Origin of the sequence: Stenotrophomonas sp. SrG (assembly GCF_050031795.1) — a bacterium.
GTDB classification, from domain to species: domain Bacteria; phylum Pseudomonadota; class Gammaproteobacteria; order Xanthomonadales; family Xanthomonadaceae; genus Stenotrophomonas; species Stenotrophomonas rhizophila_A.
This window is the reverse complement of record NZ_JBNBBE010000719.1, coordinates 1-247: the sequence shown is the minus strand read 5'-3', so window position 1 is coordinate 247 and position 247 is coordinate 1. Positions and strand designations below refer to the sequence as shown.

At 69.2% G+C, this 247-nt stretch carries 1 protein-coding gene; it reads right to left on the bottom strand.

Translation table 11 applies throughout. The features are described 5' to 3' along the window. The coding region (locus tag ACQG3P_RS21460) for a WYL domain-containing protein (RefSeq protein WP_426806183.1) at positions 1–247 on the bottom strand (247 nt) is incomplete at both ends.

The following is a 247-nucleotide window of genomic DNA, read 5'->3' as shown; positions in this document are numbered from 1 at the left end:
ACCTTGAGCTCATAGCGGCCGTCGGCCAGGAACCGGCCCTGCTGCTGGGAATGCCAATGCTCGTCGGCCCCCCAGCGCGCGGCCTTGGCACTGAAGACGATGGTGGCCCAGCCCTTGGGCGGGCCGGAGAAGATGCCGTCGCTGGCACCCAACTGCTCGTCCAGCTCGGTGTCGTCCACGTCGCGCGCAACCGTGTCGACCACCCGGGCCTTGTAGATGCGGTCCACGGCGAAGCTGCGCAGGCCCT